We start from the raw sequence: 26,927 nt of genomic DNA on the forward strand, positions 1-26,927 counted from the left end.
ACGCGATAAAAAATATTCATCCCGAGGCCGTTCTTGACATTTTGTCCGCTTCCCGGACTCCCGCAGCCCGCCGGGATATCGGCAAAAAAGTCCTTAGTCTTACAACCTGCTAACATGTAGGGCTGCTGTTGAGAATGATTCGTGTTTACGCTAGCTTTCCGACTCCAACGAAAGTGGAGCAGGATTTATGGCTTACATGCGTATCCAGCCGGCATCGTCGAAACGATCACCGACCTCGCCATTGCCTTCGAATCTGTCTCTCGACGCGTACTGGGACGAAGAGCACCCCATCGCGCGCGTCGAACCGCGGCCGCCTTCGCCGCCGACTTTGCTCGATCTCGCCATCGCCAACCGGCAGATGCTCGTGAACATGGCGCGCGGCGTCGTCGGTTGCGCGAGCCGGGCCGAGGACGTGGTGCACGACGTCTTCGTCAATCTCATCGACTTGCCGCAGCAGGACGCGGTGCGTCAGCCGATGGGCTATATCGCGCGCATGGTGCGCAATGCGTCGATCGATGCGTGCCGGCGGCAGAGCCTCGAAAACATCTATCGCGCGGACGAGGAGGACGGCCTCGACGTGCCCTCGCAGGAGCTCACGCCCGAAGCGCGTGCGCAGGCGCGCGACACGCTGCGCCGCGTCTGCGATGCGCTCGCGCAGTTGCCCGACCGCAGCCGCACGGCGTTCGAGATGGTGCGTCTGCGCGAAGAGACGCTGCAAAGCACGGCGCGCGCGTTAAACGTTTCACAGACGCTCGTCCATTTCATGGTGCGCGACGCACAGCAGCATTGCGCCGATTGCCTCGACGCCTGCGAGCGCAATGCCGAATGTCCCGAGTTCGTCGGCGGGCGCGCGCGGCGGCGGTAAAAATGCGGCGTGCCCGCACGTCTAGTCGATATAGGCCATTTCGTTGAGAGAGACATCACCATGACGCAACAGCAGAATCCCGCAGCGGACGATCTCGTCTACACGGTCGTCGTCAACGACGAAGAGCAGTACTCCATCTGGCCGACGTTCCGCGAAGTGCCGCCGGGCTGGCGCGAAGCCGGCAAGCGCGGCGCGAAGGCGGACTGTCTTGCGTTCATCGAAAGCGCATGGACGGACATGCGCCCCGCGAGCCTGCGCCGCCACATGGACGAAATCGCGGCGCAAGCGCGCACGAGTCTGAACTGATGAGCGAGCTCACCGCTACGAAAGCCGCGCCCGAACTCGCCGATCTGCGCATCGAGCCGGGCTTGCCGGTGGTCGTGTCGCCGCGGGCGGATACCGGCATCACGCTCGACGAGGCCGCGCCGCACCTGCGCGCGATCGTCGCCGAATCGCTCGAACGCGCGGGCGGCGTGCGCTTCACCGGCTTTCGCGTCGAATCGATCGAAGCGTTCCAGCGCTTCGCCGCATCGTTCGGCGATCCGCTGATCGGCTACGAGTTCGCCTCGACACCGCGCAGCCAGGTCGAAGGCGCGGTGTACACCTCGACGGAATATCCGCCGCACCGCTCGATTCCACTGCACAACGAGCAGTCGTACACGCGCGAATGGCCGATGCGCATCTGGTTCCACTGCGCGCTCGCGGCGCGCTCGGGCGGCGCGACGCCGATCGCCGACAGCCGCGCGGTGTATCGCGCGCTCGATCCGGCGCTCGTCGAACGCTTCGCGAAACGCGAGCTGCTGTATGTGCGCAACTTCGGCCAGGGGCTCGACCTGCCGTGGCAGAACGCCTTCGGCACGGACGATCCGCGCGAAGTGGAGCGCATCTGCGCGGCGCGCGGCATTGCCTGCGCATGGCGCGACAGCGACGACGGCGAACTGCTGCTGCGCACCGAAGAGCGCTGTCAGGCGGTCGCGCGTCATCCGCGCACGGGCGATCATGTCTGGTTCAACCAGGCGAATCTTTTTCATCTTTCGACGCTCGACGAGGACATGCAGGAAGCGCTCATCGACGCCGTTGGCCTGGACAACGTGCCGCGCAACGTCTTTTACGGCGACGGCGCGCCGCTCGAAGCCGATGCGCTCGCGGAAATCCGCGCGGTGCTCGATGCTCAGCGCATCGCGTTTCCGTGGCTCAGCGGCGACGTCCTGATGCTCGACAACATGCTGACGGCGCACGCGCGCGATCCGTTCGAGGGACCGCGCAAGGTCGTCGTCGCGATGGCGCAAAGTTACCGCGAGGCGCGATGACCTTGCGCACGGCGCTTCAGGCGCGTTCCTTGACCGTGGGTTATCGCGACGATGTCGTGCTGGAGAACCTCGATATCGACATCGCCGCCGGGCGCGTCACCGCGTTGTGCGGGCCGAACGGCTGCGGCAAGAGCACGCTTTTGCGCGCGCTCGCCGGTTTGCAGCCGGCGCGCGCGGGTCGCATCGACGTGAACGGCCAGCCGCTCGCGTCGATGCGCCGCCGCGCGCTCGCCCGCACGCTCACGATGCTCGCGCAGTTCAACCAGATTCCCGCGGGCCTCACGGTCCGCGAGCTCGTTGCGTACGGGCGCTATGCGCACGGCGGCTGGCTGCGCGGCCTCACGCGCGCGGATCACGCCGCGATCGATGCGGCGCTCGCGGCGAGCGGTCTCATCGACGACGCCGCGCGCGATGTCGCCGCGCTCTCGGGCGGCGAGCGCCAGCGCGCGTGGATCGCGATGGCGCTGGCGCAGGAAGCGCCCATCGTGCTGCTCGACGAGCCGACCACGTATCTCGACATCCATCATCAACTCGACATCCTGCACGAGCTGCGGCGGCTGAACCGCGAGCGCGGGCTCACGATCGTCTGGGTGCTGCACGACCTGAATCAGGCGGCCGCATTCTCCGACGAGATCGTGCTGATGCGCGCGGGGCGCATCGTCGCGCAAGGCACGCCCGAAGCGATGATCGACCCGCGTCATTTGCAGGAGACCTTCGGCGTGCGCATGCTGCGCGTCACGCATCCCCAGACCGGCGCGCCGATGTGCGTGCCCGCTTACGAAGGCGTCGGGCAAACGACGAAAGCCGCATGACCACGCTCGCCACTCGCCGCCGTTTGCATCGATCGGCATTCTTCTGGGAGCGCGTTTGCGCGTTGCTCGCCCTGATCGCGGGGCGCGCACGGACATGACGACGCTCGTTTCGCACCATCCCGTGACGGCAAGCAATCGCGTCGGCGCGATCGCGCTCGCGTTGATCGCATCGATCGTCGCGTTGACCGCGCTGCGGCTCGGGCCGGACGTGCGCGCGTGGCTCGATGCGCCCTCGGGCAGCGATGCCGCCCAGCTCGCGCACGTCTTCCTCTTCGAACTGAACGCGCCGCGCGTGGCGGCGGCGCTCGTCGCGGGCGGCTGTCTCGCGGTCGCGGGCGCGCTGTTTCAGGCGTTGACGCGCAATCCGCTCGCCGCGCCCGATCTGCTCGGCATCACGGGCGGCGCGCAACTGGGGTTGATGGCCGCGATGATCGCGCCGGAACTCGTCGGACCGGCTTCCGTGCCGCTGCTCTTCGTGTGCGGACTGGCGGCGGCGGGCTGCGTCGCGGCCGCGGCGGGCGGCTGGCGCGCGACGCCGTTGCGCCTCGTGCTCGCGGGCAGCGTATGCATGCTGCTGTTTTCCGCCGTCACGACGCTGCTGCTGGCGTTCTTCGAGCAGACGGTCGTCGGCGCGTCGCTGTGGGCGAGCGGCAGCCTGTATCAGCCGGGCGCGTCGGGGCTCATGTCCGCGCTCGCGTGGCTCGCGCTGCCGCTCGCGGCGCTGCCTTTCGTGATGCGCCCGCTCGATCCGCTCGCGCTCGGCGACGATGCCGCCGCCGCCGCGGGCGTGAACGTCGATGCGACGCGTCTTTTCGCGATGACCGTCGCGGTGGGTTTCGCGAGCGTCGCGGTGGCGATCGCGGGGCCGCTGTCGTATGTCGGGCTGATCGCGCCGAATCTGCTGCGGCATCTGCGCGGCGCGAAGGCGTCGAAGCTGGCGGCGCTCGTGCCGCTGTCCGCGCTCGCGGGCGGCGCGCTCGTGCTCGCCACCGACAGCGCCGTGCTCGCGCTCGATCTCGATTCGACCTTGTCGACGGGCGTCGCCATCGCCTTCGTCGGCACGCCGCTGATGCTCGCGATGATCCGCAGCGGCGCGGCGTGGTCCGGCGTCCTGCACGGGGGCCAGGCGGCGGAGTCGGCGAAGCGGGGCATGCGCGCGGTGCGCGCGTTGTCGGCGCTGCCGTGGCCGGCGCTCGCCGCGGTGCTGCTGGCAATCGGCTGCGCGGTGGTCGTGCTCGGCGCGTCCCTCGGTCCGACGATGCTCGGGCCCGCGCGCTGGATCGATGCGCTCGCGCATCGCGACGACATCGCCCGCATGCTGCTCGAACTGCGCGTGCCGCGTCTCGTGTGCGCGCTTCTGGCGGGCGCAATGCTCGCGGCGAGCGGCGTCTTGATGCAGAGCATCGTGCGCAATCCGCTCGCCGGACCGGAAGTGCTCGGCGTGACGCAGGGCGCGGGACTCGCGACGCTCGCCGCGCTCATGCTCTGGCCGCTTGCCGGGCATCTGTCGCTCGCGGCGGCGGCGCTCGTTGGCGGCGGCGCGACGCTCGCCGTCACGCTGTCGCTGAACCGGCGGCATCAATACGCGCCGCTCGCGGTGGCGTTGACGGGCATCGTCATCGGCACCTTGTGCACGACGCTCGCGCAGTGGCTCATCACGCAGCAAAGCGTGCAGCCGGCGCGCTTCGTCGTGTGGCTCGTCGGCGGCACGTACGGGCGAAGCTGGGGCGAGGTCGCGACGATCCTGCCGTGGTGCGTGCTCGCGCTGCCGGTCCTGGCGCTGCTTGCGCGTCCGCTCGATCTGCTTGCGCTCGGCGACGAGCAGGCGCGCGCGCTCGGCCTGCCGATCGCATTCTTGCGCCCGCTCGTGCTGACGATCGCGACGCTGGCCGCGTGCGCGGCAGTGGCGGCGGTGGGGCCGGTCGGCTTCATCGGCCTGATGGCGCCGCATCTCGCCACGATGCTCGGCGCGCGCACGCACGGCACGCGGCTCTGGCTCGCGGCGTTGCTGGGCGCGCTGGTGCTCGCCGCCGCCGATCTCGCCGCGCGCACCTTGCTCGCGCCGCGCGAGATTCCGGCGGGCGTGCTGACCGCGCTGATCGGCGCGCCGTACATGCTTGCGCTGCTCGTCATGCAAACGCGGCGCGACAGGGCGCGAGGCCGCGTGCGATGAAGCCGCCTGCGCGCCGCTTCGCCGATTTCGCGCCGCCCGCGCTTGCACCGTATCTGCAAGACGTATGGCTCGGCGTGCCTGACGACGGCGCGGCGCGCATTCCTTTGACATCGCTCGCCGGCCATCGCGACGCCATGCTCGCCGCGATGACCGCGCTCTACGGCGGCGATGCGCAGCTTCACGCGCGCGCGCTGCTGTCGCAATGGAGCAAGTATTACTTTGGCCTTGCCGCGCCCGCAGGCGTGGCGGCGGCGCGGCTGCTCGGGCGCCCTTTGGATATGGCGCCGGAGCGCACGTTCGTCGTGCTGAAGGAGGGCATGCCGGCCGCGCTGCATTTCGATGCCGGCGCGCTGCAGCCCGTCGATGCCGCGCCCGAGCGCCGTTATGAAAGCCTCATCGCGCATCTGGAGAGTGTCATCGGCACGATTGCGGGCATGGCGAAGATCGCGCCGCGCGTGCTGTGGAGCAACGCGGGCAATCTGCTCGACTATCTGCTCGCGAACTGCCCCTCGATCCTGAACGATGCCGACCAGGACGCCGAATGGCTGTTCCGTTCCGACGATGCCAATCCGCTGCGCACGCCGATACGCGACACGACGCCGCGTTCGCCGCTGCTGCCCAACCCGTTCCGCGCGCGCCGCGTGTGCTGCGTGCGCTATGAGATTCCTGGAGAGACGCAACTGTGCGCAAGCTGCCCGCTGCTGTTGACGATGCGCGACGACGAACTCGCGTTGCAGGACGCCATCCGCTGATCGCGCTCGCCGCGTGTTTGTGTCTCGCGTTGACGTGTCGCGCGGCGCTTGCCTGCGCGCCGCTCGCCGGCAATCCGACCGTCTCGCAATTCAGCAAGACCGTGCCCGCGCATCCGAAGCGCATCGTCGTGCTGGAGTTCATGTTCGCGGAGGACGTGGCCGCGCTCGACCTGACGCCCGTCGGCGTGGTCGATCCGGCGTACTACGACGGCTGGATCGGCTACGACAGCGCGCGCTTCAAGGGCGTGCCGACCGTCGGCACGCGTCAGGAGCCGAGCCTGGAGGCGATTGCATCGACGCGGCCGGATCTGATCATCGGCGTGGGGTATCGGCATGCGCCGATTTTCGCGGCGCTCGACCGCATTGCGCCGACCGTGCTGTTTCAGTTCAGCCCCGACGTCGAGAACGGCAGCGGCGACGGCGCGCGCACGCAGCTCGACTGGACCCGTAGCATCTTTCACACGATCGCCTGCATGACCGGGCGCGAGCAGGAGGCGCGCGAGGCCGACGCGAAACTCGATGCGGGCCTCGCTCGCGACGCCGCGCGCCTGAAAGAAGCGGGCCTGTCGGGCACGCGCTTCGCGCTCTTGCAGGATCTCGGCTTGCCGGATCGTTACTGGGCGTACACGGGCAACAGCACGGCGGCGGGCGTCGCGCGCGCGCTCGGCGTGAAGCTCTGGCCGGAAAAGCCGACGCGCGAAGGCACGGTGTATCTGAATTCAGCGGACTTTCTGAAGCGCCAGGATGTGGCGGTGCTGTTCGTGACGACGTCCGCTGCGGCGACCTCCGTCGATGCGACGCTCGATTCGCCGGTCTGGCGTTTCGTGCCCGCGAAAAAGGACAAGCGCGTGACGCTCGTCGAGCCGAATATCTGGGGATTCGGCGGGCCGATGTCGGCATTGAAGCTGGGCAACGTGATCACGGAGAAGCTGTTGAGCTTGCCGCGGTGAGGCGCGAGTGGCATGTTGGCGCTATTGGAGCCGATTCGACGCGCCCGACGAGCCTAGCCGATGACCGCCGACACCGCAGCGACCGATCGCGCACGGATTCCTCGCACTGTCTGGGCGCTCGGTTTCGTCAGTCTCTTCATGGACCTGTCGTCCGAAATGGTGCATGCGCTGCTGCCCATTTACCTCGTCACGACGATGGGCATGAGCGTGACCGCGCTCGGCGCGCTCGAAGGCGCGGCCGAAGCGACGGCGATGATCGTGAAGGTTTTCTCGGGCTCGCTCAGCGACTGGCTCGGCCGTCGCCGGGGCCTGCTGCTGTTCGGCTACGGCCTCGCGGCTTTGAGCAAGCCGCTCTTTCCCCTCGCCGATACAGCCGCCGTGGTCGTGGCCGCGCGCCTTATCGACCGTTTCGGTAAAGGCGTTCGCGGCGCGCCGCGCGATGCGCTCGTCGCCGATATCGCGCCACCTGCCATTCGCGGCGCGTGTTTCGGCCTGCGGCAATCGATGGACACCATCGGCGCATTCGCCGGCCCGTTGCTCGCGATCGCGCTGATGCTCGCGCTGTCCGACCAGATTCGCACGGTGCTCTGGTTCGCGGCGGCGCCGGCGTTCATCGCGGTTGCCGTCATTCTCTTTTGCGTTCGCGAACCGGAGCGCGTGAGTGCGCCACGCGCGTTTAGCTCGCCGCTACACTGGCGCGCGATGCGCGAATTTTCCGGGCGCTACTGGTATGTCGTCGCGATCGGCGCGACCTTCACGCTCGCGCGTTTCAGCGAGGCGTTTCTCGTGCTGCGCGCGCAGCAGGCGGGGCTCGGCCTAGCGTGGATTCCGGCCGTGATGGTGGTGATGAGCCTCGCCTATGCGTTGAGCGCGTATCCGGTGGGCGTGCTGTCCGATCGCTGGAACCGGCGCGCGTTGCTCGCGTGCGGTCTCGTTTTGCTGATCGCGGCCGATCTGCTGCTCGCCGCGGGCACGTCGATGACCGCGCTGTTCGCGGGCGTCGCCGTGTGGGGACTGCACATGGGCTTCACGCAGGGCATTCTCGCCGCGATGGTCGCGGAATCGGCGCCGCCCGCGCTGCGCGGCACCGCGTATGGCGTGTTCAATCTGGCGAGCGGCGTGTGCATGGTGCTGTCGAGCGCGATCGCGGGCTGGATCTGGGATCGCGGTGGGGCTTCCGCGACGTTTTTCGTGGGGGCGGTTTTCGCGCTGATTCCGCTGCTGATGTGCGGCAGGGCGGTGGTGGGTGGGGCTTCACGCGGTGGTTGAGGCGGTCAGCCCCGTCGCTTTCGCTCGCAGAACCCGCATCACACCGTATAGCGCGCAGCCGGCCGATCCCTCGACAGTTCCGGACTCATCGCCTGACGTGCGGCTTCATACGCGTCCCACTTCGCGCCGTCGTGCAGCGACGGAATCGTCACGAGCTCGTTCCTGTCGAAGCCGACGAGCGCCGCATCGACCATATCGCCCGCGGACATGACGATCGCGCTGTCGAGGTTCTCGATCGGCAGGCCGCCCGTCTCCCAGAACTCGGTGGCGGTCGCGCCGGGAAGCACGGCCTGAATGCGCACGCCCGTGCCCGCGAGTTCCTTGTGCAGCGACTGGCTGAACGCGAGCACGAACGCCTTGGTGCCGCCATAGACGCCGTTGAGGAGTTCCGGCGCAATGCTCACGATCGACGCGATATTGATCACCGCGCCCCTGCCGCGCGCGACGAAGCCCGGCACCGCCGCATAGGTCAGACGCGTGAGCGCCGTCACATTGAGGTCGATCATGCGCGTCATCGCATCGACATTGCTGTCGAGCAACGGCGTATGCGTGCCGACGCCCGCGTTGTTCACGAGCAGCGTGATGCTCGCGTCGCTCTTCAGCTTCGCCTCGACGGCGGCGAGCGCGGCGGGGTCGCCCAGATCGGCATCGATGATCTCGACGCCGCGGCGCGTCTCGTTCGTGATGCGCGCGGCGAGCGCCGCGAGACGATCGCGGTTGCGCGCGACGAGAACGAGATCGTAGCCGCGCCGCGCGAGCCGTTCCGCGTAGACCGCGCCGATGCCCGAAGACGCGCCCGTGATAAGCGCCGTGCCAGGATGTTGTTGCGTCATGATTGTTTCTCCGTCCGTAGATGAATGTTTGATTGCACGAGTGCATTCTGAGCGGATTTGACCGTGTCGCAAATGACGTATATGGTACGGATTCGAGACATCGCGTGAAAAGGGACACGACATGCATCGGATCGGCTATTTGTTGAGCGACGGCTTTCAGATCATGGCGCTCGCGTCGCAGACGGTTTTCGAAATGGCGAACGAGGCGGCGGGCGAGCCGTTCTATGCCGTCGAGAATTTTTCGATGCATGGCGGCGAGGTGCGCTCGTCGCTGGGCTTGCTCGTCGGCACGCGCAAGATCACGCCGCGCACCGCCACGGATACGTGGATCGCCGTCGGTGTGACCACGCCGCTCACGCTTGGCCCCTCGGCCGATGCGCTTGCGTTCCTGCGCCGCGCGAGCACGCGGGCACGGCGCATCGCCGGCATCTGCACGGGCGGCTTCGTGCTCGCGGAGGCGGGCTTGCTGGCGAACCGGCGCGCGACCACGCATTGGGCCTATGCGCGCGACATGCAGCGGCTTTTTCCCGACGTGCGCGTGGAGGAGGACCGCATCTTTATCGTCGATGGTCCGATCTGGACGTCGGCGGGCATGACGGCCGGTCTCGATCTCGCGCTGGCGATGGTCGAGAAGGATCTCGGCGCGGAGCTCGCGCGTTCGGTCGCGCACAAGCTCGTCATGCATCAGCGCCGCGCGGGCGGACAGTCGCAGCATTCGGAGATGCTCGATCTCGCGCCGAAGTCGGATCGCATCCAGAATGCGCTGAACTATGCGCGCAGGCATCTGAGCCGTCCCTTGACGGTCGAGGAACTCGCGGGCGAGGCGCATCTGAGTCCGCGCCAGTTCAGCCGCGTGTTCACGCAGGAGACGGGGCAGTCGCCGGCGAAGGCCATCGAAGGATTGCGGCTGGAGGCGGCGCGTTTGATGATCGAAAGCAGCCGGCACTCGCTCGAAGCGATCGCGCTCGAAACGGGCTTCAGGGACCGGCGTCACATGCGCGAAGCGTTCATGCGCGGCTTCGGCGTGCCGCCGCAGGAAGTGCGGCGCGAAGCGCGCTCGCAGGTCTGATAACGTACGCGCTTTCCCCGCATAACGAGGACCGACCCGTGCTGAAGATCGACCCTGACCGCTTGCTGAACGACCTCAAACATCTGCGCACGTTCGGCGCCACGGGGCCGGGCGTCGTGCGTCTATCCCTTTCGCCGGTCGATATGGACGCGCGCCGCTGGCTCGCCGGCCGCATGCGCGACGCGGGCCTCGACGCGCGCGTCGACGGCGTCGGCACCGTGTTCGGCCGCTCGCGCAATGCAGGCCCGGCGCTCCTGATCGGCTCGCACACCGACACACAGCCCACGGGCGGCTGGCTCGACGGCGCGCTCGGCGTCATCTACGGTCTGGAAATCGCGCGCGCGCTCGCCGAATGCGAAGCGACGCGCGGTTACGCGGTGGACGTCGCATCGTGGATCGACGAAGAAGGCACGTACTCGGGCTTTCTCGGCAGCCGCAGTTTCGTCGGCGACGATGTCGATGAAAGCATCCGCACGGCGCGCAATCGCGAAGGCGTTTCGCTCGCCGATGCGCTCCGGCAAGCCGGTCTCGCCGGCGCGCCGCGCGTGAAGTTCGACGCCACGCGCCACAAGGCGTACATGGAGCCGCACATCGAGCAGGGCGGACGGCTGGAGGCGCGCGGCAAGTCGATCGGCGTGGTGACGACGATCGTCGGCATACGCGAGATGCGGCTGCGTTTCACGGGGCAGCGCAATCACGCGGGCACGACGCCGATGTCGATTCGCCGCGACGCGGGCGCGGCCCTCGTCGCGTTCATCGCGCGCATGGACGAAGCATTCCGTCCGCTCGCCGACGCGGATACGGTGTGGACGGTCGGACGCATCGAGCTGGATCCGGGCTCGTTCAGCGTGGTGCCGGGCGCGGCCGACCTGTATCTGCAATTCCGCGACGCCAGCGCGCCACGCCTGCACGCGATGGAAGCCGCGCTCGCCGCGCTGATCCGTGACTTCAACGACGAAGGCAAGGTCGGCGTGGCGATTGCCGACAGCGAGCCGCCCGAAGAGCCCGTCGAGATGGACGCCGCGTTGCAGGCGCATCTCGCGCACGCCGCCGAAGCGCTCGCGCCGGGACAGTGGGAACGCATGCCGAGCGGCGCATCGCACGATGCGCAGGTGATCGCGCATCACATGCCGGCGTGCATGCTGTTCGTGCCGAGCATCGGCGGCGTGAGTCACGACTTCATCGAGGATACGGCCGAGGCGCACATCGTGAAGGGTTGCGAGGTAGCGGCGCGAGCGGCGGCGGATATGCTGCGCACACTAAACGCAAATTAAACGCATGACGCGATGTAACGCCCCGCATCGCGCCACTCGCCGAATCCGGATGCCGGGTTCATGTGGCCCGCGCAGCCGAGATCGACGAGCCGCGCGCCCCAGTCCTGCGCCATGCCCGCGACGCGTTCGAAGCGCGCCAGCGGATCGTTGCGGCTCGCCGCGACGACACAGGGAAACGGCAGGCGTTCACGCGGCGTCGGCAGCCAGCCGTGCAGCCGGAGTTCGTCGGGCGTCGGATAGCCCTCGGGCAGCGGCGCATCAAAATCGGGTGGCGTGACGAGCAGCGCGCTCTCGATCTTTCGCCGGGCGGGAAGGGCACGAAGGGCCCAGTGCACGGTGATCATCACGCCCGCGCTATGCGCGACCAGCACGACCGGCCCGTCGATGTGCGCGAGCGCGTCATCGAGCGCCGCCACGCGCGCGCCGCAATCGAGCTTGTCGCGCTGAAGCGGCGGCACGGTGCGCACGTTCGCATGCGCATTCGCGAAATGCGACTGCCAGTGGTCTTCAACGTGATCGCGCAGGCCCGGCACCATGAGTATCGTCGATGCGTTCATCGGTCGATCCATCGTCAGAACGGCACGTCGCCGATGATGCCCGCGCGCTCCATTTTCCGGTGACAGGGCGGATAGTCCATCACGGCGTAATGCTGCGTGCTGCGGTTGTCCCAGATCGCGATGCTGTTTTTCGACCAGCGCCAGCGCACCTGATACTCCGGAATGGCGACCTGGCTCAGGAGATAGGCAAGCAACTGTCCCGCGCCGGGATTCGCGTCCTGCCCGAAGCGCACGCGCGCGGGCGTGTGATAGTTGGTGAAGTGCGTCGTGAAGGCATTCACGAAGAGCACCTTTTCGCCCGTGTCCGGATGAATGCGCACGACCGGATGCTCGGCATCGGGAAACTGCGCCTTGAGCGCGAGACGCTTTTCGATCGGCATGGCCGCGCCGAAGCTCGCCTCGATGCTGTGCCGCGCGCGCAGATCCGCAATCTGCTCTTTCACGTGCGCGGGCAGGTTCTCGTAGGCGAGCACCATGTTCGCCCACATCGTGTCGCCGCCAACCGGCGGGCATTCCACGCAGCGCAGCACGCAGCCGAAAGGCGGCGCGTCGCGCCACGTCGCGTCGGCGTGCCACGCGTTTTCGTAGCGGTCGTTCGGCTGATCGGGCGACTTGTAGATCCGCACGAGTCCCGGATGCTCGGGATCGCTGCCCGCGACCGGATGATCTTCCAGTTCGCCAAAACGCCGCGCGAACGCGACATGCTCCGCGCGCGTGATCTCCTGATCGCGCAGAAAGAGCACGCGATGCCTGAGCAGCGCGGTGCGGATCGCATCGAAGAGGCCGTCGTCATGAACGGCGTCGGCGAGTCTCACGTTCTTGAGCTCGGCGCCGATGGCGCAAGTGAGTTGCTCGATATGCATGATGTCTCCTCAGACGACGAACACGGACGAACCGGTGGTCTTGCGCGCTTCGAGATCGCGGTGCGCGTCCTGCGCGTCGGCGAGCGCGTAGCGCTGATTGATTTCGATGCGGATGCGGCCGCTCGCGACATGATCGAAGAGTTCGGCGGCGAGCGCGTTCTTCTCGGCCGGATCGGCGATATAGTCGGCGAGCGCCGGGCGCGTGAGATAGAGCGAGCCTTTCATCGCGAGCAATTGCGGATCGAACGGCGGAATCGGGCCCGACGCGGTGCCGACGCAGACCATCAGGCCGCGCCGCGCGAGCGAATCGAGCGAGGCGTTGAAGGTCGTCTTGCCGACGCTGTCGAACACCGCGTTGACGCCCTTGCCGTCGGTGAGTTCGCGCACGCGCGCGGCGACATCCTCGCGGCTGTAGTCGATCACGTGCGCCACGCCATGCTCGCGCGCCACCTGCGCTTTCGCATCGCTCGACACCGTGCCGATTACCGTGACGCCCAGCAGCTTCGCCCATTGCGACACGATCAGGCCGACGCCGCCCGCCGCCGCGTGCAGGAGCAGCGTGTCGCCGCGCTCGAAGCGGCGGATGCGCGTCATCAGATAGGCGGCGGTGAGACCGCGCATGGTCATGGCGGCGGCGCGCGTGCAGTCGATCGCATCGGGCAACTTGATGAGCGGCGCGGCCGGAATGACGCGCTCCGTGCTGTACGCGCCGAGCGTGTTGATGAAGCCAGTGTAGGTCACGCGGTCGCCTTCCTTCAGATGCGTGACGTTCGCGCCCACTTTCTCGACGACGCCCGCCGCCTCGACGCCCATGCCCGAAGGCAGCGGCACCGGATAGAGGCCGGAGCGGAAATACGTATCCGCGAAATTGAGGCCGACCGCCTCGTGGCGCAGGCGCACTTCGAACGGGCCGGGTTCGCCCACCTCGACTTGCTCCCAGCGCAGGACTTCGGGTCCGCCGGTTTCGTGAAAGCGGATTGCATGTGCCATCGTTTTCGTCTCCTCGTTCAGTCTGTGTTCAGTGTGCGGCGACGGACAGCGTGTGCCAGTCGTCGTCGCGCAGATAGCGGCGCGCCGCGGGCAGCACCGCGCCTTCGATACGTCCCATGCGTTCCCACGCGAAACGCGCGCAGGCATGCAGGCTGTCTTCGATCACCTCGCCTTTCCCCGCCTGTTCCGCGATGCGCGTGAGCAGGGCCGCTTCGCGTTGCGCGAGGCGCGCGAGTTCGTCGAGTTCGGCGTCGAGCGCGGACGTGCGATCGCGCAGGGCCGCCGTCAATGCGGTTTCTTCGTCATGCGCTTGCTGAAGACGCGCGAGGGTCCGCGCATCGGGCCGCTTCATGGCGAGCGCGGCGTCGTAAGCGTTCGAGCGCGCGCGATGCGCGGCCAGGAGCGCGCCGATCGCTTTCGCGACCGCGGGGCGTGCATCGCGCGGGCAGATCAAGACGGCGACGCCCGCCACCGGCGGCACGGCGCTGCCCTGCGCGATGCAGACGAGGTCATACTCGGCCGGCGCGCGCGCATCGAGCGACAACACCGACGCCGGCACGCCCTGCGCCCGCGCGGCGGCTTCGGCGCGGGCCAGCAGCGCGCGGGCGTCGCTGGCGTCGCCGTTGCCGTCGTCGCGCCAGACGAAGGTAATGCGCGCGCCGAGCGATCGCGCGAGCTCGGCGGCATGGCCGATCGCCTCGACGCAGGCGTCGCTGCGCTCGACGGGCACGAGCAGATGTCGGTACATTTCGATCCTTCGGCTTGCGGTAACACGATTGAATGCATCGTAGTGCGCACGCGGCCGTTGCGCCCCTCTCGCGGCGGGAGGGCTTGACGGGCGCGTGTCATCCGAACCATCCTTGGATCCATAACAAGACCGCGCGATGTCAAACGATTCCCCATCCACCGAGCTCGTACTGAAAACGATGGCGCCGCGCGCGCCGTCAGGCCTGCTTGCGCGCGCGCGCCTCAACGCCGCGAGCATGCCGGGCGCGGCCAGCCAGATCGTGCTCGTGCAGGCGGGCGCGGGCTACGGCAAGACGTCGCTGCTCGCGCAGTGGCGGCGGGAGTTCCTGGCGCGCGCCGCGGCCGTCGCGTGGCTGCTCGCCGACGAGCGCGACGACGCCGGGCGCTTTTTACGCGCGCTCGTCCACGCCGTGCGCACCGGTTGCGCGCGCCCCGTGTTCGGCCGCCTGATCGCCGAAAGCCCGAATGCGGCCGCCGGCGCTTTCGATTTCGCGACGGCGTGGCTCGCCGAACTGGCCCAGCTTTCGCTCGATGTCGTGCTGATCGTCGACGATGCGGACCGGTTGCCGCCATCGGGCGCGGCGCTGCTCGATTACGTGATGCACAACGCGCCGCAGAATCTGCGCATCGTCGCGGCGGGCCGTCAGGGGCTCGACAAGCCCGCGGCGGAGTTGCTCGCGTACGGGCAGGCGGGGCTCGTCGGTCCGGAGGCGCTGCGCTTTCGCGTCGACGAAACCATCGCGCTCGTCACGCAGCGCTTCGGCGCGCGCGTGGACGCGGATGCGAGCGCGCGCCTCTTCGAAATCACCGACGGCTGGCCGCTTGGCCTGCAACTCGCGCTCACGGCGATGTCGCGCGCGCAGGACCCGCGCGCTGCCCTGGACAATCTCGCGGCGGGGCCGCGCGGCTTGCGCGAGCCGCTCGTCGCGGCGCTGCTCGCCGAGCTTTCACCGGACGATGAACGCTTTCTCGTGAGCATCAGTGTCGTGGACGTGCTGCATCCCGACCTGTGCGCCGACCTGACCGGCGATGCCGGCGCGCCACAGCGTCTGCTGCATCTGGCGCGCGACACGCCCGTTTTCGTCACCGCCGAAGAGAGCGACTGGTGCCGGCTGCATCCGCTCGTGCGCGACGTGCTGCAGACGCGTCTCGCCGCGCTCACCGACGCGCAGCGCGCGGATCTGCACCGGCGCGCGGCGCGCTGGCTCGGCGCGCGCGGCATGCTCGAACAGGCGGCGCGCCACGCGCATGCGGCGGGCGAGCGCGAGCACGCTTACGAGCTCGCGGAACAGTCGCTGCACGACGCCGTAAAGCAAGGCCAGCTCGGCACCGTGCTCGACTGGCTGGAACGCCTGCCGGAGCCGGAACTGGAGAAACGCCCGCGCCTGTGCCTCGCGGTCGCGTGGGCGCTCGCGCTCGGCGAACGTCACGGCGAGGCGGAGCGGCAGGTCGAGCGCGTGCTGGCATCGTCCGCCGGCGACGACGCCTTGCGCTACGAATGCGCGCTGATCCTGAGCGCGGCGGCCTGGTACGCCGACGATCCCGATGGCTTTCTCGCGCGTTTCGAGCCGTGGGCAGAGAGGCCGCCCGCGAAGGACTCGTGGCTCGCCCAGGCGCACGCGAACCGCCTTGCCGCCCGCGCCATGCTGCTCGGCGAGCCGGCGCAGGCGCGCCGCCTGCAACAAGCGACGCCGCGCGCGCAGATCGGCAAGGGCCACGGCTATCTCGTGCGCTGGGGCGATCACATGGTCGGCCTGACGTGGTTGCGGGAGGGCCAGGTCAAGCTCGCGGAAAGCGTGCTGCTGCCCGCGCTCGCGAGCGCGGAAGAGGATCTCGGCAGGCGTCATCCGCTCACCTGCATGTTCGCGGCGACGTGCGCCTCGATCGCTTACGAGGACGATCGCATCGACGAGGCCGGCGCGCTGCTCGCCAATCGCCTCGACGTGCTCGAACGCGCCGCGCTGCCCGAGACCGTCGTGCTCGCGTACCGGACGGCGGCGCGCATCGCGGTCTTGCGCGGCGACGAGCATCGCGCGCTCGATCTGCTCGACATGCTCCACGCGATGGGCGTCGCGCGCGGCCTGCCGCGCCTGTGCGTGACGAGCCTCGCCGAGCAGGTGAGCGTGCACGCGGGCCGCTACCGCGCGCAGACCTGCGATGCGCTGGTCGCGCGCATCGATGCCGTCGTCGAGGAACATGCCGCCGCGCGCGGCCCGATCTGGCGCGAATCGGTGCAGATGCTCCAGGCGATGGCGCACGGCTGCGCGGAGATCGCGCGGCAGGACTGGCGCGCCGCGATCGAACCGTTCGAGCGCGCCGAGCGCATCGCCACAACGATGAAGCTCGGCCGCCAGCGCATCGCGTTGATGGCCTTGCGCGCGCTCGCGCTCGAACGCGCAAGCGGCGAAGGCCAAGCGCCGTTCGTCGAAGCCTTGAATCTCGCGCGCACGTATCACCTCGGGCGCGTGCTGATCGACGCGCATCCCGCGCTCGCCGACTGGGCCCGGCGCGTGAGCGAGGAGGGCGAGATGCCGCCCGGCGAGCGGCCGGCGGTGCCGCCGCACGTGGTGCGCCCGCCGCCTTCCGGCGCGGGCGGCCCGCGCGCGCTGCCGAGCGTCATTCTCACGCCGAAGGAGCGCGAGATGCTCGAACTGCTCGCGCGCAGCCTGAGCAACAAGGAAATCGCGCTCGCGGCGGCGTGCGGGGAAGGCACCGTCAAGTGGCATCTGAAGAATCTCTTCGGCAAGCTCGACGCGAGTTCGCGCAAGCATGCGGTGCGGCGCGCCATCGCGCTCGGGCTGCTCGAAGGCGTGCAATGACACGCCGCTTGTAATCCCCGGTTCCTCACATATGCTTGGTGGGTGTGACGCGTCCCGTGAGGAACGATCTTGGAGAGTTCTGAAGCGCGCCTTCGCCGCAGCTACGGCACGCAGCCCGGTTCGCGCTTTCCCATCGGTGCGACGGTCGTGCAAGGCGGCGTCAACTTCTGCACGTTCTGCCGCCATGCGACGCGCGTCGAGTTGCTGCTGTATGCATCGGAAGAAAGCGCCGAGCCGTTTCAGATCGTCACGCTGACGCTCGATGCGAACCGCACGTACTTCTTCTGGCACGTGTTCGTCGAGGCGCTTCCGCCGCGCTGCTGCTATACGTGGCGCGCGCACGGACCGCTCTGCGTGCCGCAGATGAGCGACGAAGCCGCAAGCCGAAAGGAACTGCTCGATCCGCATGCGCGCGGCGTAAGCGACCGCTTCTATGAACGCCGGCACGCGGCCGGTGCGGATACGGCCGGCCATGCGTCGCTTAGAGCGATCGTCACGGAGCCGCTCGATTTGCCCGACGAAGGCATCGACGTCCGCACGCTCGACGACGCCATCATCTACGAATTGCACGTCGGCGGCTTTACGCGGCATCCGTCGAGCGGCGTGCGCCATCCCGGCACGTTCGCGGGCCTGATCGAGAAAATCCCGTATCTGAAGGCGCTCGGCGTCACGCATGTCGAACTGCTGCCGGTGATGGCCTTCGACGAGCAGGACATTCCCGCCGCCGCCGTCGCGCGCGGCCTTCGCAACTACTGGGGCTACAGCACGCATAGCTTTTACAGCCCGCATCCGCGCTACTGCGTCGAGCCTGCGCGCGCGCCGCAGGAGTTTCGCCAACTGGTCGATGCGCTGCATGCCGCCGGTATCCGCATCCTGCTCGACGTGGTGTTCAATCACACGTCGGAAGCGGGCAAGGAGGGGCCGCTGATTCACTTCAAGGCGTTCGCCAACGAGGCCTTCTATCAGATCGATACGAACGATGTGCGGCACTACCGCGACTACACCGGCTGCGGCAATACCGTCAACTGCAATCATCCGCTCGTGTCGGCGTTCATCATGCGCTGTCTCGAATACTGGGTGCGCGAGCTGGGCGTGGACGGCTTTCGCTTCGATCTCGCGAGCGTCTTCGCGCGCGGCGAGCAGGGCGAACTGCTGCGCACGCCGCCCTTGCCGTGGGCGATGGAGGCCTCGCCCGTGCTCGCGCGCGTGCCGCTCATCGCCGAGGCGTGGGATGCGGGCGGCCTGTATCACGTCGGCGCGTTTCCGGGCATGGCGTGGTCCGAATGGAACGGGCGCTATCGCGACGTGATCCGGCGTTTCGTGCGCGGCGATGCGGGCCTCGTCGGCGAGGTGTGCACGTGCATCGCGGGCAGCGCGGATCTCTATCAGGACGACGGCAGGCTGCCCGCGAACAGCATCAACTTCGTGACGTGTCACGACGGTTTCACACTCAACGATCTCGTCAGCTACGACGCGAAGCACAACGAGGCCAACGGCGACGAGAATCGCGACGGCAGCAACGACAATCTGTCGTGGAATTGCGGGGCGGAAGGCGAGACCGGCGACGCCGCGATCATCGGCCTGCGCCATCGGCAGGCGCGCAACTTCATGGCGATCCTGCTGCTGAGCCAGGGCGTGCCGATGCTCCTCGCCGGCGACGAAATCCTGCGCAGCCAGCGCGGCAACAACAACGCGTACTGTCAGGACAACGCGGTGTCGTGGATGGACTGGCGTCTTTCGGCCGATGCCGAGGACATGCTGCGTTTCGTGGGCGAGATGATCGCGCTGCGCAAGCGTCACGCGAGCCTGCGCCGCCGCCGCTTCCTGACGGGGCTCGCCGAAGGCGGACAGACGCATCCCGACGTGGCCTGGCACGGCGAGCGCCTTCACGAGCCCGCGTGGCACGACGGGGGCGCGCGCTTCGTCGCGTTGACGCTCGCGGGGCGCACGCCGGGCGAAGCGATGCTGCATATCGTCTTCAACATGAACGACGACGCCCGCGACGCCGCGCTGCCTGTCCTCGACGGTCAGGCCTGGCGGCGCATCGTCGATACGTCGGCTGAAGCGCCGGGCGATATTGTTCCCGATATCGAAACGGCGGCGGTCGAACGCGGTGCATGCCGTGTCGAAGGGCGCAGCGTCGTGGTGCTCGAATCGCGCTGATCTGTGCGCGCGGCGGTGCTGGACTGCGTGGCGCAAAGCGCTTATTAGTGTTCCTGTACTGCGGGGCAGCTTGTCCTTCCACAGGAGGCGGCATGGAGGCAGTCAGGACGTTTCTCGAGAATCAGTCGCTTTTCGCGCTCTTTCTGACGATCGCGCTGGGGTATCTCATCGGCGAGATCAATATCAAGGGCGTGGCGCTCGGTTCGGGCGCGGTGCTGTTCGTCGGGCTCGCCATCGGCGCGTTCGCGCCGAAGTCCGCGCCGCCCGCGCTCCTGGGCACGCTCGGGCTCTTGCTGTTTCTGTATGGCATCGGCATTCAGTACGGGGCGCAGTTCTTTCGCGGGCTCACGAGCCGCGAGGGCGTGAAGGCGAACGTGGCCGCGTGCATCGGCGTGATCGTCGCGGGTCTCGTGTCGGTGGGCTTCATTCCGCTCGGCATCAAGCTCGCCGACGCGCTCGGCATGTTCGCGGGCAGCGGCACCAGCACGGCGAGCCTTCAGGTCGCGATCGCATCGATGAAAAACAACGATGCCGCCGTGGCCTACAGCGTCGCATATCCGTTCGGCGTCGCCGGGCCGATCCTGTTTCTGTACATCCTGAACGTCGCGCTGAAGGTGAAGATCCAGAAGCCGGCCGCGAAGGTCGTGGAAACGGCGGAGATCGCGCTGCGCAACGAGAGTCTCTTCGGCCTGACCCTCGCGCAGTTGACGGGCCGCCTGCCCGCGGGCGTGGCGATCGCCGCGGTGCGCCGCGCGCATCACAACCAGTTGCCCACGCCCGATTTCACGCTGCGCAGCGACGACGTGCTGCTCGCCACTTCGACTGAGCGGCGCTTGCTGGACGAAGTGACCGCGCTATGCGGCGAGTCGCAGCCGGGGCGCTTTTCGAGTCATCGCGAAGATCTGGACTACATGCGCGTGTTCGCGTCGAATCCGTCGGTCGTCGGCATGGCGCTCGGCGACATACGCTTCCCCGATGGCGTGAACTGCGCGATCGCGCACGTGCGCCGCGGCGACGCCGACATGCTCTCGACGCCCGATCTCATCCTCGAGGCGGGCGACCGCGTCGGCCTGCTCGTCAACCGCGCGCACCGGACAACGATGCGCACGTTCTTCGGCGATTCGATCAAGGGCACGGCGGATCTCAGCTTCATCTGCCTGGGGATCGGCGCGGCGTTGGGCCTGCTCGTCGGCGCGATCCCGCTGCCCGTGCCCGGTCTCGGCGCCTTCAGTCTGGGCCTCGCCGCGCTGCTCTTGGTCGCGCTGTGTCTGGGCAAGGCGCGGCGCAACGGGCCGTTCGTGTGGGTGATGCCGCTCTCGGCGAATCTCGTGCTGCGCAATCTTGGCCTCACGATCTTTCTCGCGCAAGTCGGCATTTCATGCGGGCCGAAGTTCGTCGCGACGGTGGGCACCGCCGGGCCGCTCCTGCTGCTCTACGGCGTGATCACGCTGCTGGTGCTGGTGGCCGTCACGGCCGTGTGCTGCCTGTGGATTTTCAAGCTGCCCTTCGATACGTCGGTCGGCGTGATCTGCGGCGCGACCGGCAATCCGGCGATCCTCGCGTTCGCCAACCGCATCGCGCCGACGGATCAGCCGGACATCATGTACGCGATGATTTTTCCTTCGATGACCATCGTCAAGGTGCTTTTCGTGCAGATCGCCATATCGCTTGCAGCGGGGTAGGCTTGGCGCTATCGGACACAATCGTAAGGAGCACATCATGGAAGTGGCGATCTACAGTTCGACGCCCTACGAGCGCCAGTATCTCGACCAGGCGAACAAGTCTGCGCAGCACAAGCTGAAATACCACGACATGTCGCTCGACATGGACACGGTCGGGCTTGCCGCGGGTTATGGCGCCGTATGCATTTTCGTCAATGACAAAGCCGATGCCGAAGTGCTCGAAGCGCTGCACAAGGGCGGTACGCGTCTCGTTGCGCTGCGCTGCACGGGCTTCAATAATGTCGATCTCGATGCGGCGGCGAAGCTCGGCATCAAAGTGGTGCGGGTCGTGAATTACTCGCCGAATTCGGTGGCCGAGCATGCGGTCGCGCTGCTGCTCGCGATCAACCGCAAAGTGCATCGCGCCTACAACCGCACGCGCGATTCCAACTTCTCGCTCGATGGCCTCATCGGTTTCGATCTGTACGGCAAGACGGTCGCGGTGGTCGGAACGGGCAAGATCGGCTGCGTGTTCGCGAAGATCATGCAGGGCTTCGGCTGCCATGTGCTCGGCTACGATCCGTATCCGTCGAAGGAGTTCGAAGCGCTCGGGCTGCGCTACGCGCAGCCCGGCGAGATCGGCGGAAAGTCGGACATCATCGCGTTGTTCTGTCCGCTGACGCCGCAGACGCATCACATCATCAACGCCGAGATGCTCAAGCGCGCGAAGCCCGGCGCCTTGCTCATCAATACGAGCCGCGGCGCGCTGATCGATACGGAAGCCGTCATCGAAGCGCTGAAGACGGGCCAGCTCGGCGGTCTCGCGATCGATGTCTACGAACAGGAGGCGGATCTCTTTTTCCGCGATCTATCGAGCGAGATCATCACCGACGATATCTTTCAGCGGCTCGTTTCGTTTCCGAACGTGATCGTGACGGGACATCAGGCGTATCTGACGCGCGAGGCGCTGACGACGATCTGCGAAACCACGCTCGAGAGCATCACCGCGTTCGAACATGGCCAGCCGCTCGAAAACGAGGTCAAGGTCAAATAGCGGTGCGCGGCCATGTCCGCCGACGAACCGCCGCAGGCGCGCGAGCGCGAACGTGTGCTCGATACCGTGGATCGCGTATCGGAGATGTGTTTTGGCCTCTTCATGGCGCTGACGTTCGTCGGCACGGTGTCGGCGGCGACGGGCGGCGAGGACGCAGGCCGCAAGATGCTGTTTACGGCGCTCGGCTGCAATCTCGCGTGGGGCCTCGCCGACGCGGTCATGTATCTCGTGCGTACGATCGCGGACCGCGCGCGCAGGCACGCGCTCGCGCTCGCCGTGCAGCGCGAGCGCGATGCGGCGGCGGGCGTGCGCGCCTTGCGCGAGCGCGTCTCCGCGGCGCTCGATCCGTTCATCTCCGACGCCGATCTCGAAGCCATCCGCAAGCGCATCGCGGCGAGCGAAACCTTGCCCGAACGCGCGCGCTTCGTGCGCGCCGATTTTCTCGCGGCGCTCGCTATTTTCATCATCATCGTGCTGTCGACGTTTCCCGTTGCCGCGCCCTTCGTCATCTTCACGCATGTGCCGACGGCCTTGCTGATATCGCGTGTTCTCACGCTCGCGATGCTGTTCATCTGCGGCTTCGCACTCGGCGGCTATGCGGGCTGGAGCGGCTGGAAAGCAGGACTTTCGATGATGGCGCTCGGCGTGCTGCTGACCATGGCGATCATCGCTTTAGGCGGTTAATGAAGTGTTTTGAGCATTGGGAAAAGGAAGCGAATAAACACCTAGACCACGATTCTTGAAATCGCTAAAGGGTTCGGATATCTTCAAATAGGCATCTGCTTTTCGCCTTCGCTTACTCATTTTCGGATTGCCGGTTTCCCGATCGAGGAAATCTGTCCGTGAACGACGCCCGCTCACCGAGTTCGATCCCGACGCATCCTGGTCCCGCGTACACGAACCTTGATAAACGACCGGCGAGAGATCTCGTAGAATCCTTAATTCCTCAAACTTCGTTAAGGAGTCACCATGAATGTAAATAAAGTGCGCGCGTGCTGCGCCATCGTGATCGCGATGATGACGCTCGACGCCGTTGCGCAGAGCAAGCCGATCGCGTATCCGTCGAAAGGTCAGAGCGCGCAGCAGCAGCAAAAGGACGACGGCGCATGCTATAGCTGGGCGAAGAGCAACACGGGCATCGATCCGACGACCGCATCGGCTGCGCCGCCGCCCCAAGGCGGGCCGGCCGTGGGCGGCGGCGAACGCGTGGGCGGCGCGGCACGCGGCGCGGCGGGCGGCGCGGTGATCGGCGCGATCGCGGGCGATGCGGGCAAGGGCGCAGCCATCGGCGCGGCCACGGGCACGGTGGCGGGCGGCATGCGCGCACGGCAGAACAAGCGCACGCAGGAAGCCAATGCGCAGGCGCAGAGCCAGGGCGCGATGTCCACGTACTACCGCGCGTGGGCGGCGTGCATGCAGGGCCGCGGTTACTCGATTCAGTAACCGCAGCGTCCGGGCCGTCGCAGGGTCCGTTGCCGGGCAACCGAAACAGGGAGCGCGATCATGAAGCGCGTGAGCCTCGTTGTCTTGTCATGCCTTGCGATCTCCGCGAGCGCATATTCCGCCGGTCCCGAAACCGACGTGAGCGTCGTGCGGGATCAGAGCGGCGCCACCGTGCAGGGCGTCACGAAGGTCACGGCGACGATCGTCGGCATCGATCCGGCGACGCGCACCGTCACGCTCAAAACCGCCGCGGGCAAGGTGATCGAACTCGAAGTGACGAAGGAGGCGCGCAACTTCGAGCAGCTCTCGCTCGGCGATGTCGTGACCGCGCAGTATCGCGAGTCGCTCTCGCTGAGTCTCCTCGACAGGAAGGCGCAGCCGTCGCGTTCGGAAAAGGACACGGCCGAGCGCGCGCCGCCCGGCGCGAAACCGGGCGGCGAACTGGGCCGCGAAGTGACGATCATCGCCGATGTGGTGGCGGTCGATCGTCACACGAAGACGGTCACGCTGCGCGGTCCGCGCGGCCACACGGTGGATCTGCACGTGGAGGACCCCGAGCGCCTGAAACGCGTGAAAAAGGGCGATCAGGTGAAAGCGGTCTACACGGAAGCGCTCGCGATTTCCGTGGAGCCCGCCGCGCAAAAATAGCCGGAAACACCAGCGGAAACGTTGCGGGAGAGACCCATGAGACCACTCCTTGCGTGCGCCATCGTGCTCGCGCTCACCGCGTGCGCGCAGCCCGAGCAGCGCGTGCAGACGGGCATGGACCAGCAGGCGATCATCGCGAAGCTCGGTCCGCCGAAAGAAACCTACGACCTGCCCAACGGCGGCAAGCGTCTCATGTGGCCCACGCAGCCGATGGGATCGACGACCACGGCCGTCGATCTCGATGCGAAGGGCAACGCGATCAGCGTGCGGCAAGTGCTTCAGGAAAACGAGTTCTATCGCGCCGAAGTCAACAAATGGACCCGCAACGACGTGATGGTCGCGTTCGGCAGGCCCTTCGAGACGGCGTATTTCAAACGGATGGATCGTGAAGTGTGGTCATACCGGTACATGGAGAACAACATCAATCACATGATCTTCAACTTCTATTTCGATCCGCAAGGCGTGCTCAGGCAAACGCAGAAGCAGCCCGACCCGAAATTCGATCCGAGCCAGCGCAACAAGTTTTGAGGGGAGGCGGACATGCGCGCTCATCCGAACCGCATCGCGTGCGGCTTACTGGCCGCGCTCATGCTGGCATGCACGTTCGCGCATGCGACCAACCTGAACTTCCTCAAGGACACGCCGATCAGCTACATGAAGCCCGCCGACCGCAAGGCGCTCAACCGCGCGGCGCAGGATGTGCTCGACACGAAGAAAGATGGCGAATCGGTCAGATGGAGCAACGAAGGCACGGGCAATTCGGTGCGCATAGCGGGCACCGTGACCCCGCGCGATACCGTGAAGCACGCAGGCAGGACATGCCGCAAGGTCACGCTCACCGCCGTCGCGAAGGGGCAGACGCAGTCCTGGACACCCACGGCATGCAAGCAGGACGGCGGCGACTGGAAAATCGAGAAGCAGTGACGTGAAATGCAGTGGCCCGGCGGCTAGAAGCTGACCGCGAACCCGAACGACACGCCATGCACGTTGTGGCCGAACACATAGCGCACCATGGCCCGCGTGCGCGTGACGATGACCGGATACCGGCTGCTGTCGAGTTCGAGCCCGACGCCGACGGAAGTCAGGTCGTTGAAGCCGAGCACGCCGGCGCTCTCGCCGAAATAGTGGGAGTACGCGGTTTCCAGCACGTAGCGCACCGGGCGGTCGAGCGCGGCGAGGCCCGTGGGCGCTCGCCAGCGCGCCCACAGGCTGAACTGCTGCGCGGTCGCCGACCCTTGCACGGCCGGCGACGATCCGCCGAAGCTGCGGATATAGATGTCGGTGGCGCGCAATTCGAGGTCGATTTCATAGTGCTCGCGATAGTGCTCCAGATCGAGCATGAGCGAGCCGCCGAGGCCGTAAGCATTGAGCGCGCCGTCTTCGAGAAACTGCAGGTTGGCGTCCGCGACGTGATTGAAAACCGTTTGCGCGACGCGCAGATCGCTCGCGACGCGGCCGATCATGCCATTGAGAATCGGTCTGATGCGCAATTCGTCCGTGATCGGAAAGTCCCAGCCCACGCCGATGGTCGTGCTCGCCGTGTTCCATTTCGCGGGCACGGGGCGCTCCTGATTGCCGTCGCTGGCGATGAAGGTCGGATCGTAGCGGCTGTAGGCGAGCGTGCCTTCGAGATAGAGCGGAAACGACCGGCTGAGGGTGAAGCCGCCGCCGAGCTGCGTCTGCCCGAAGCCCGGATTGCCGCTCGTGCCGCTGTTGATGGAAAGCGAGCTGGTGGTGACATCCGGCACCGCGGTGTACGACATGATCGCGAGCACGGCGTTCGCGTAATTCTTCACATTGGTGCCGACGACGGCACGCTCCGGCGCGGCCTGCGCGTACGCCGCGCCGGGCGCCGCCGCAAGCAGGAACGCGAGCGTCGAGAAGAGAATCGGCTTTCGCATGGGCTGCGTCCGCTTGAACGTTGTACGGCTGGTTGGTCGTTACATCGCGTACGTTGCATTCGGCCGCTGCGCCGCTTCTCGATCGCGCGAACGCAGCCGGGGCCCGATCCCACGGTGACACGCAAAGAATGTAGCTTACGGACGGGCGCGCGCCAAGCCTGTTGCTTCGACTCTGTTCACACGACCGTTCAGGATTTCCTAAACTGAAGTTATCTCGTGCAACACATCTGGGAGACGCCGATGAAATTCAACGAGCCGCGCATGGTGGTTGCCTCGATCGGGGTTTTCATCTGGCTTGCCGGGCTGTACTTCACGATTCACGGTCTGATATACGACGTGAGCCGGGAATTTCACTATGGCATGTGGGCGCTCGGCATCGGCATCGTGATATTTGTCGTTGCATTGAATCCGCTCGCGCAGCGACGCCCGGACAAGCGCGACCGGTCGACGTGAGCCAGCCATCCGGGCGATGCGGCTACAATAGCGCAGGACTACTCAATGGAGAACTTCGCAATGGGCGACCTCTGGATGGGCAATGTCGACGAGTCCACGACCGACGACGAAATCCGGGACTTCCTCTGCCGCTACGGCTTCCCGCCGTACGACTCGATTCAGCGCGTGACCGGCACCGGCGAGCATCCGGCCGCGGTCGTGAGCTTCGATGCGATCGAGCCGCACGTGCTGCGCACGTTTCAGCCGCGCATTCATAACATGTTCTGGAAAGACCGCACCTTGAATGTGCAGGTCGTGCCCGAGCGCAACGAAACCTGACGG

The 26,927-nt window shown here is 67.1% G+C and carries 27 protein-coding genes; 21 read left to right on the forward strand and 6 right to left on the reverse strand.

Going from position 1 to position 26,927, the window contains the following annotated elements; genetic code table 11:
* Positions 1 to 187 precede the first annotated feature (187 nt).
* From AWB70_RS06685 to AWB70_RS06720, 8 genes are all read left to right on the forward strand, one after another.
* Complete coding sequence (locus tag AWB70_RS06685) at positions 188 to 865, forward strand: RNA polymerase factor sigma-70 (protein WP_075644303.1); 678 nt, start codon at positions 188 to 190, stop codon at positions 863 to 865.
* A 60-nt stretch (positions 866 to 925) separates the two neighbouring features.
* The gene (locus AWB70_RS06690; RefSeq protein WP_053571111.1) at positions 926 to 1,171 is read left to right on the forward strand and encodes an MbtH family protein; all 246 of its coding nucleotides are present in this window, start codon (positions 926 to 928) and stop codon (positions 1,169 to 1,171) included.
* Positions 1,171 to 2,175, forward strand: a complete 1,005-nt coding sequence (locus AWB70_RS06695) for a TauD/TfdA family dioxygenase (protein WP_053571112.1) — start codon at positions 1,171 to 1,173, stop codon at positions 2,173 to 2,175. Before AWB70_RS06690 ends, AWB70_RS06695 begins: the two co-directional genes overlap by 1 nt.
* Positions 2,172 to 2,987, forward strand: coding sequence for an ABC transporter ATP-binding protein (locus AWB70_RS06700; protein WP_014252023.1), 816 nt, complete (start codon positions 2,172 to 2,174; stop codon positions 2,985 to 2,987). Before AWB70_RS06695 ends, AWB70_RS06700 begins: the two co-directional genes overlap by 4 nt.
* 94 nt (positions 2,988 to 3,081) lie before the next feature.
* Positions 3,082 to 5,160, forward strand: coding sequence for a Fe(3+)-hydroxamate ABC transporter permease FhuB (gene fhuB / locus AWB70_RS06705; protein WP_053571113.1), 2,079 nt, complete (start codon positions 3,082 to 3,084; stop codon positions 5,158 to 5,160).
* Positions 5,157 to 5,912 (forward strand): siderophore-iron reductase FhuF, encoded by a 756-nt coding sequence (gene fhuF / locus AWB70_RS06710; RefSeq protein ID WP_053571114.1) that lies wholly within the window; start codon positions 5,157 to 5,159, stop codon positions 5,910 to 5,912. Before fhuB ends, fhuF begins: the two co-directional genes overlap by 4 nt.
* A gap of 17 nt (positions 5,913 to 5,929) precedes the next feature.
* Complete coding sequence (locus tag AWB70_RS06715) at positions 5,930 to 6,862, forward strand: ABC transporter substrate-binding protein (RefSeq protein WP_374730229.1); 933 nt, start codon at positions 5,930 to 5,932, stop codon at positions 6,860 to 6,862.
* Positions 6,863 to 6,922: 60 nt separating this feature from the next.
* Positions 6,923 to 8,131: an MFS transporter gene (locus tag AWB70_RS06720; protein ID WP_053571116.1), complete on the forward strand. Its 1,209-nt coding sequence runs from the start codon at positions 6,923 to 6,925 to the stop codon at positions 8,129 to 8,131.
* Between the two features lie 38 nt (positions 8,132 to 8,169).
* Here AWB70_RS06720 and AWB70_RS06725 read toward each other — a convergent pair whose 3' ends face one another.
* On the reverse strand, positions 8,170 to 8,964 hold the full coding sequence (locus tag AWB70_RS06725; protein ID WP_053571117.1) for an SDR family NAD(P)-dependent oxidoreductase: 795 nt from the start codon (positions 8,962 to 8,964) through the stop codon (positions 8,170 to 8,172).
* Between the two features lie 121 nt (positions 8,965 to 9,085).
* Between AWB70_RS06725 and AWB70_RS06730 the strand changes: the two genes are divergently transcribed.
* Positions 9,086 to 10,033 carry a GlxA family transcriptional regulator gene (locus tag AWB70_RS06730; protein WP_014252031.1) on the forward strand — a complete coding sequence of 316 codons (948 nt, stop codon included), beginning with the start codon at positions 9,086 to 9,088 and terminating at the stop codon, positions 10,031 to 10,033.
* A gap of 38 nt (positions 10,034 to 10,071) precedes the next feature.
* On the forward strand, positions 10,072 to 11,307 hold the full coding sequence (locus AWB70_RS06735) for a Zn-dependent hydrolase (RefSeq protein WP_053571118.1): 1,236 nt from the start codon (positions 10,072 to 10,074) through the stop codon (positions 11,305 to 11,307).
* Here AWB70_RS06735 and AWB70_RS06740 read toward each other — a convergent pair.
* From AWB70_RS06740 to AWB70_RS06755, 4 genes are read right to left on the reverse strand one after another with little or no spacing between them, the layout of a single operon-like run.
* Entirely contained in the window at positions 11,304 to 11,864 is a 561-nt protein-coding gene (locus AWB70_RS06740) for an RBBP9/YdeN family alpha/beta hydrolase (RefSeq protein ID WP_082378212.1), read from the reverse strand. The two genes, AWB70_RS06735 and AWB70_RS06740, sit on opposite strands and share 4 nt — an antisense overlap.
* Positions 11,865 to 11,878: 14 nt before the next feature.
* Positions 11,879 to 12,727, reverse strand: a complete 849-nt coding sequence (locus tag AWB70_RS06745) for a TauD/TfdA dioxygenase family protein (RefSeq protein WP_053571120.1) — start codon at positions 12,725 to 12,727, stop codon at positions 11,879 to 11,881.
* Between the two features lie 9 nt (positions 12,728 to 12,736).
* Positions 12,737 to 13,717 carry a quinone oxidoreductase family protein gene (locus AWB70_RS06750; RefSeq protein ID WP_053571121.1) on the reverse strand — a complete coding sequence of 327 codons (981 nt, stop codon included), beginning with the start codon at positions 13,715 to 13,717 and terminating at the stop codon, positions 12,737 to 12,739.
* Between the two features lie 28 nt (positions 13,718 to 13,745).
* Complete coding sequence (locus AWB70_RS06755; RefSeq protein WP_235024153.1) at positions 13,746 to 14,465, reverse strand: universal stress protein; 720 nt, start codon at positions 14,463 to 14,465, stop codon at positions 13,746 to 13,748.
* A 136-nt stretch (positions 14,466 to 14,601) separates the two neighbouring features.
* Here AWB70_RS06755 and AWB70_RS06760 point away from each other — a divergent pair, with 136 nt between their 5' ends.
* From AWB70_RS06760 to AWB70_RS06800, 9 genes are all read left to right on the forward strand, one after another.
* On the forward strand, positions 14,602 to 17,283 hold the full coding sequence (locus AWB70_RS06760) for a winged helix-turn-helix domain-containing protein (RefSeq protein ID WP_053571122.1): 2,682 nt from the start codon (positions 14,602 to 14,604) through the stop codon (positions 17,281 to 17,283).
* A gap of 69 nt (positions 17,284 to 17,352) precedes the next feature.
* Positions 17,353 to 19,446: a glycogen debranching protein GlgX gene (glgX, locus tag AWB70_RS06765; protein ID WP_053571123.1), complete on the forward strand. Its 2,094-nt coding sequence runs from the start codon at positions 17,353 to 17,355 to the stop codon at positions 19,444 to 19,446.
* 92 nt (positions 19,447 to 19,538) lie between these two features.
* Entirely contained in the window at positions 19,539 to 21,128 is a 1,590-nt protein-coding gene (locus tag AWB70_RS06770; protein ID WP_053571124.1) for an aspartate:alanine exchanger family transporter, read from the forward strand.
* A 37-nt stretch (positions 21,129 to 21,165) separates the two neighbouring features.
* A complete protein-coding gene (locus tag AWB70_RS06775) occupies positions 21,166 to 22,161 on the forward strand; it encodes a 2-hydroxyacid dehydrogenase (protein WP_014252040.1) in 996 nt (331 codons plus the stop codon).
* 12 nt (positions 22,162 to 22,173) lie between these two features.
* Positions 22,174 to 22,845, forward strand: a complete 672-nt coding sequence (locus tag AWB70_RS06780; RefSeq protein WP_053571125.1) for a VIT1/CCC1 transporter family protein — start codon at positions 22,174 to 22,176, stop codon at positions 22,843 to 22,845.
* Positions 22,846 to 23,130: 285 nt separating this feature from the next.
* On the forward strand, positions 23,131 to 23,604 hold the full coding sequence (locus AWB70_RS06785) for a glycine zipper family protein (protein ID WP_053571126.1): 474 nt from the start codon (positions 23,131 to 23,133) through the stop codon (positions 23,602 to 23,604).
* Positions 23,605 to 23,664: 60 nt separating this feature from the next.
* Positions 23,665 to 24,252, forward strand: coding sequence for a hypothetical protein (locus AWB70_RS06790; protein WP_045460040.1), 588 nt, complete (start codon positions 23,665 to 23,667; stop codon positions 24,250 to 24,252).
* A gap of 36 nt (positions 24,253 to 24,288) precedes the next feature.
* A complete protein-coding gene (locus AWB70_RS06795) occupies positions 24,289 to 24,780 on the forward strand; it encodes a hypothetical protein (protein WP_052485863.1) in 492 nt (163 codons plus the stop codon).
* 12 nt (positions 24,781 to 24,792) lie between these two features.
* A complete protein-coding gene (locus tag AWB70_RS06800) occupies positions 24,793 to 25,176 on the forward strand; it encodes an RT0821/Lpp0805 family surface protein (protein ID WP_053571127.1) in 384 nt (127 codons plus the stop codon).
* 23 nt (positions 25,177 to 25,199) lie between these two features.
* Here AWB70_RS06800 and AWB70_RS06805 read toward each other — a convergent pair whose 3' ends face one another.
* On the reverse strand, positions 25,200 to 26,153 hold the full coding sequence (locus AWB70_RS06805) for a hypothetical protein (RefSeq protein WP_045460044.1): 954 nt from the start codon (positions 26,151 to 26,153) through the stop codon (positions 25,200 to 25,202).
* Between the two features lie 240 nt (positions 26,154 to 26,393).
* Between AWB70_RS06805 and AWB70_RS06810 the strand changes: the two genes are divergently transcribed.
* Both AWB70_RS06810 and AWB70_RS06815 read left to right on the forward strand, forming a co-directional pair.
* The gene (locus AWB70_RS06810) at positions 26,394 to 26,606 is read left to right on the forward strand and encodes a DUF2964 family protein (RefSeq protein WP_041733277.1); all 213 of its coding nucleotides are present in this window, start codon (positions 26,394 to 26,396) and stop codon (positions 26,604 to 26,606) included.
* Between the two features lie 60 nt (positions 26,607 to 26,666).
* Complete coding sequence (locus AWB70_RS06815) at positions 26,667 to 26,924, forward strand: RNA recognition motif domain-containing protein (RefSeq protein WP_041733279.1); 258 nt, start codon at positions 26,667 to 26,669, stop codon at positions 26,922 to 26,924.
* Positions 26,925 to 26,927 lie beyond the last annotated feature (3 nt).

This window comes from Caballeronia cordobensis (assembly GCF_001544575.2).
In the GTDB taxonomy this organism is placed as follows: Bacteria; Pseudomonadota; Gammaproteobacteria; order Burkholderiales; family Burkholderiaceae; genus Caballeronia; species Caballeronia cordobensis.

What these genes read in the sequence shown, in the direction of transcription:
- AWB70_RS06685 (WP_075644303.1), top strand. Translation starts at nt 188, where the DNA reads ATGGCTTACATGCGTATCCAGCCGGCATCGTCGAAACGATCACCGACC.
- AWB70_RS06690 (WP_053571111.1), top strand. Translation starts at nt 926, where the DNA reads ATGACGCAACAGCAGAATCCCGCAGCGGACGATCTCGTCTACACGGTC.
- AWB70_RS06695 (WP_053571112.1), top strand. Translation starts at nt 1,171, where the DNA reads ATGAGCGAGCTCACCGCTACGAAAGCCGCGCCCGAACTCGCCGATCTG.
- AWB70_RS06700 (WP_014252023.1), top strand. Translation starts at nt 2,172, where the DNA reads ATGACCTTGCGCACGGCGCTTCAGGCGCGTTCCTTGACCGTGGGTTAT.
- fhuB (WP_053571113.1), top strand. Translation starts at nt 3,082, where the DNA reads ATGACGACGCTCGTTTCGCACCATCCCGTGACGGCAAGCAATCGCGTC.
- fhuF (WP_053571114.1), top strand. Translation starts at nt 5,157, where the DNA reads ATGAAGCCGCCTGCGCGCCGCTTCGCCGATTTCGCGCCGCCCGCGCTT.
- AWB70_RS06720 (WP_053571116.1), top strand. Translation starts at nt 6,923, where the DNA reads ATGACCGCCGACACCGCAGCGACCGATCGCGCACGGATTCCTCGCACT.
- AWB70_RS06725 (WP_053571117.1), bottom strand. Translation starts at nt 8,964, where the DNA reads ATGACGCAACAACATCCTGGCACGGCGCTTATCACGGGCGCGTCTTCG.
- AWB70_RS06730 (WP_014252031.1), top strand. Translation starts at nt 9,086, where the DNA reads ATGCATCGGATCGGCTATTTGTTGAGCGACGGCTTTCAGATCATGGCG.
- AWB70_RS06740 (WP_082378212.1), bottom strand. Translation starts at nt 11,864, where the DNA reads ATGAACGCATCGACGATACTCATGGTGCCGGGCCTGCGCGATCACGTT.
- AWB70_RS06745 (WP_053571120.1), bottom strand. Translation starts at nt 12,727, where the DNA reads ATGCATATCGAGCAACTCACTTGCGCCATCGGCGCCGAGCTCAAGAAC.
- AWB70_RS06750 (WP_053571121.1), bottom strand. Translation starts at nt 13,717, where the DNA reads ATGGCACATGCAATCCGCTTTCACGAAACCGGCGGACCCGAAGTCCTG.
- AWB70_RS06755 (WP_235024153.1), bottom strand. Translation starts at nt 14,465, where the DNA reads ATGTACCGACATCTGCTCGTGCCCGTCGAGCGCAGCGACGCCTGCGTC.
- AWB70_RS06760 (WP_053571122.1), top strand. Translation starts at nt 14,602, where the DNA reads ATGTCAAACGATTCCCCATCCACCGAGCTCGTACTGAAAACGATGGCG.
- AWB70_RS06770 (WP_053571124.1), top strand. Translation starts at nt 19,539, where the DNA reads ATGGAGGCAGTCAGGACGTTTCTCGAGAATCAGTCGCTTTTCGCGCTC.
- AWB70_RS06775 (WP_014252040.1), top strand. Translation starts at nt 21,166, where the DNA reads ATGGAAGTGGCGATCTACAGTTCGACGCCCTACGAGCGCCAGTATCTC.
- AWB70_RS06780 (WP_053571125.1), top strand. Translation starts at nt 22,174, where the DNA reads ATGTCCGCCGACGAACCGCCGCAGGCGCGCGAGCGCGAACGTGTGCTC.
- AWB70_RS06785 (WP_053571126.1), top strand. Translation starts at nt 23,131, where the DNA reads ATGAATGTAAATAAAGTGCGCGCGTGCTGCGCCATCGTGATCGCGATG.
- AWB70_RS06790 (WP_045460040.1), top strand. Translation starts at nt 23,665, where the DNA reads ATGAAGCGCGTGAGCCTCGTTGTCTTGTCATGCCTTGCGATCTCCGCG.
- AWB70_RS06795 (WP_052485863.1), top strand. Translation starts at nt 24,289, where the DNA reads ATGAGACCACTCCTTGCGTGCGCCATCGTGCTCGCGCTCACCGCGTGC.
- AWB70_RS06800 (WP_053571127.1), top strand. Translation starts at nt 24,793, where the DNA reads ATGCGCGCTCATCCGAACCGCATCGCGTGCGGCTTACTGGCCGCGCTC.
- AWB70_RS06805 (WP_045460044.1), bottom strand. Translation starts at nt 26,153, where the DNA reads ATGCGAAAGCCGATTCTCTTCTCGACGCTCGCGTTCCTGCTTGCGGCG.
- AWB70_RS06810 (WP_041733277.1), top strand. Translation starts at nt 26,394, where the DNA reads ATGAAATTCAACGAGCCGCGCATGGTGGTTGCCTCGATCGGGGTTTTC.
- AWB70_RS06815 (WP_041733279.1), top strand. Translation starts at nt 26,667, where the DNA reads ATGGGCGACCTCTGGATGGGCAATGTCGACGAGTCCACGACCGACGAC.